The 3,340-nt window shown below is 70.9% G+C and carries 3 protein-coding genes; all 3 read left to right on the forward strand.

The annotated features are described in order from the left end of the window. Positions 1-694 (forward strand): AMP-binding enzyme (locus AC30N0_RS06200; protein ID WP_489517055.1); only part of this gene is annotated, 694 nt, incomplete at its 5' end. Between the two features lie 31 nt (positions 695-725). Beyond that, a complete protein-coding gene (locus AC30N0_RS06205; protein WP_489517056.1) occupies positions 726-2,645 on the forward strand; it encodes a TOL_0244 family TonB-dependent receptor in 1,920 nt (639 codons plus the stop codon). Positions 2,646-2,652: 7 nt separating this feature from the next. After that, on the forward strand, positions 2,653-3,216 hold the full coding sequence (locus AC30N0_RS06210) for a TOL_0243 family YfiR-like periplasmic protein (protein ID WP_489517057.1): 564 nt from the start codon (positions 2,653-2,655) through the stop codon (positions 3,214-3,216). The last annotated feature ends 124 nt before the right edge of the window (positions 3,217-3,340 follow it).

The following is a 3,340-nucleotide window of genomic DNA, read 5'->3' on the forward strand; positions in this document are numbered from 1 at the left end:
CGTGATCACGCCGCTGCCGGGCGCGACGCCGCTGGTGCCCGGCTCGTGCACGCTGCCCTTCCCGGGCATCGATGCGGCGGTCGTCGACGAGCAGGGCAACGAGCTGCCGAACGGCAAGGGCGGCATCCTCGTGATCAGGAAGCCCTGGCCGAGCATGATCCGCACGATCTGGGGCGACGACGAGCGCTTCGTCAGGAGCTACTACCCGGCCGACTTCCAGGGCCGCTACTACCTCGCCGGCGACGGCGCGATCCGCGACGAGAAAACCGGCTACTTCACGATCACGGGCCGCATCGACGACGTCCTCAACGTCAGCGGCCACCGCATGGGCACGATGGAGATCGAGTCGGCGCTGGTGGCGCACACGGCCCTCGTCGCCGAGGCGGCCGTGGTGGGCCGCCCCGACGAGACCACCGGCGAGGCGATCTGCGCCTTCGTCGTCCTGAAGCGGCCGCGGCCGACCGGCGAGGAGGCGAAGAAGATCGCCACCGAGCTGCGCAACTGGGTCGCCAAGGAGATCGGGCCGATCGCCAAGCCGAAGGACATCCGCTTCGGCGACAACCTGCCGAAGACGCGCAGCGGCAAGATCATGCGGCGGTTGCTCCGGTCGGTCGCGAATGGCGAAAAGATCACGCAGGACACGTCCACCCTGGAGAACCCTGCCATCCTGGAGCAGCTCTCCGAGAAGAACTGACGCTCGGCGGCCACTAAACTAGGTGGCCGTCATGCCAAAGCTGCGCGAGATCCCATCCCGAGCCCGGCGGTGCCGCTGCGGCCGCGTCATCGCAGCCGCACTCGTCGCCTGCGTGATGCCCGCGGCGGCGGCACTGAACGTGGCAGCAAGCTCGCTGGCCGACCTCTCCCTCGAGCAGTTGCGCGAGGTCGTGGTCTCCACGGTGTCGCGGGCCGACGAGCGGCTCGACCGCACCGCCGCCGCGGTCTACGTGATCAGCGCCGAGGACATCCGCCGCTCCGGGGTCATCACCCTGCCCGAGGCGCTGCGGCTGGCGCCGATGCTCGACGTCGCCCGGGCCGATGCCAACCAGTACGCGATCAACGCCCGCGGCTTCAACAACGTCCTGGCGAACAAGATGCTCGTCCTCATGGACGGGCGGCCTGTGTACTCGCCGCTGTTTTCGGGCGTGTTCTGGGAAGCCCAGGACCTGGCGCTCACCGACGTCGAGCGGATCGAGGTGATCACCGGCCCCAGCACGGCGCTCTGGGGCGCCAACGCCGTCAACGGCCTGATCCACGTCATCACCCGCAGCGCGGCGGCGAGCCAGGGCCTGGCGATTCGCGCCACCGGCGGCAACCGCGAACGCGGCGCGGCGCTCCGCTACGGGACGAGCCTCGGCGAGAAGGGGCACGTCCGTGCCTATGCGAAGACATATGGCCGGAGCGAGACGCACCGCGCGAACGGCAGCCCGGTGCAGGACGCGGCGCACGGGATGCAGTTCGGCTTTCGCGCTGACTGGCAGGGCAGGAACGAGCTGCTGACGCTGCAGGGCGACGGCTACCAGGGCGAGATCGACCAGCCGGGGGGCTCGCGCAAGTTCTCGGGAGGCCATGTCCTCGCCCGCTGGGAGCGAAGCTTCGAACACGGCGGCGACGCCAGCCTGCAGGCGTTCGTCGAGCGCACCGAACGGGACCATCGGCAGGTTTTTGCCCAGAAGCTCGACACCGTCGACGTGGTCGGCCAGTACGGCCTCAGCGTCGGCGCCGGACACCGGCTGCTGGTCGGCGCCGGCTGGCGCCATTCGCGCGACGACGTGCGCAATTCCGCCGCCCTGGCCTTCCTGCCGGCGTCGCGCAAGCTCGACTGGAGGCGCCTCTTCGTGCAGGACCGCTGGACGCCCATCGACGGCCTGACTGCCACCGTGGCGACCAGCTTCGAGCACAACCCGTGGACGGGCACGGAGGTGCTGCCGAGCCTTCGCCTGGCCTGGGACGCGAGCGACGACACGACCATCTGGGGCTCGGCGTCGCGCGCGGTCCGGGCGCCATCGCGGATCGACCGCGAGTTCGTGCAGCCGGGGCAGCCGCCGTACGTCGTCGCCGGCGGGCCGAACTTCAAGTCCGAGATCGCCAACGTCTTCGAGCTGGGCGTTCGCTCGCAGGCGCTGCAGACGTTCTCGTACTCGCTGACCCTGTTCCAGCACGACTTCAAGCGACTGCGAAGCGTGGCGCCGACGCCGGCCGGCCTGCAGTTCGAGAACGGCTTCGAGGGCAGGACGCGCGGTCTCGAAGGATGGGGCCGCTGGCGCGCCGCTGAGAACTGGCGCATCGACGCCGGCCTGACGCTGCTCAGGCAGGACATCGGCCTGCGGCCCGGCGCCACCGACGCGCGCGGTTTACAGACCCTCGGCAACGACCCGCGCTACTGGGGCACGGTGCGCTCGTCCGTCGACCTGACAACGCGCCACGCCTGGGAGCTCTCGGTCCGGCGGGTCGGTGCCCGCCCCATGCCTGCCGTTCCGGCCTACACGGCGGTCGACACCCGGCTGGCCTGGGCGGTCAGCCCGAACGCGGAGCTGGCCCTGATCGTGCAGAACCTGCTCGATCGGCGCCATGCCGAGTGGGGCCCGGAAGGCACGCGAGTCGAGCTCGAGCGCGCCTTCCTCCTGCAACTGCGCTGGCGGCTGTAGGTCGCCGATGCTGCCCCTCTCACCTTCCCGCCGCCAGGCGACCGGCTGGCTGCTGCACGCGGCCTGCGGCCTGATCCTGCTTGCCGGCTTGCAGCCCGCGAATGCGCAGCAGGCCACCGATTCGAGCGTGAAGGCGGCCTACCTCTACAACTTCCTGCCGTACGTGGACTGGCCGTCGTCGGCACTGACCGCCGCCGAGGGGCCGCTGGTGGTGGGCATCGTCGGTGCGGAGGCCGTCCGCACCGAGCTGCAGACGGTGGTGGCCGGCCGGCAGGTGCACGGGCGTCCGGTCACCGTGCGCCCCATCGGCGAGAACGATCCGCTCGACGGGCTGCATGCCATCTTCGTAGGGCGCGATGCGAACCTGCCGCGCGTGCTCGATCGAGTCCGCGGCCGACCGATCCTGGTCATCACCGACTCGGCGCAGTGGCGCGAGGCCGGGAGCATGCTCAACTTCGTCCCGGTGCAGGGCCGGATACGCTTCGAGGCCGCCCCCGCCACTGCCGAGCGGGCCGGGCTCAAGCTCGGTTCGCGGCTGCTGGCGGTGGCCGAACGCGTGCTCGCGCCATGACCGCGGCGACGGCCTCGGGAGCCCCGGCACGCCGCGGCTCGCTGCGCCTGAAGCTGATGCTGGTCGTGATGAGCTCGACCTGCGCCGCCCTGCTGCTCAGCGCCAGCGCCTTGCTGCTCTACGA

Source organism: Rhizobacter sp. (genome assembly GCF_031412495.1).
In the GTDB taxonomy this organism is placed as follows: Bacteria; Pseudomonadota; Gammaproteobacteria; order Burkholderiales; family Burkholderiaceae_C; genus Schlegelella_A.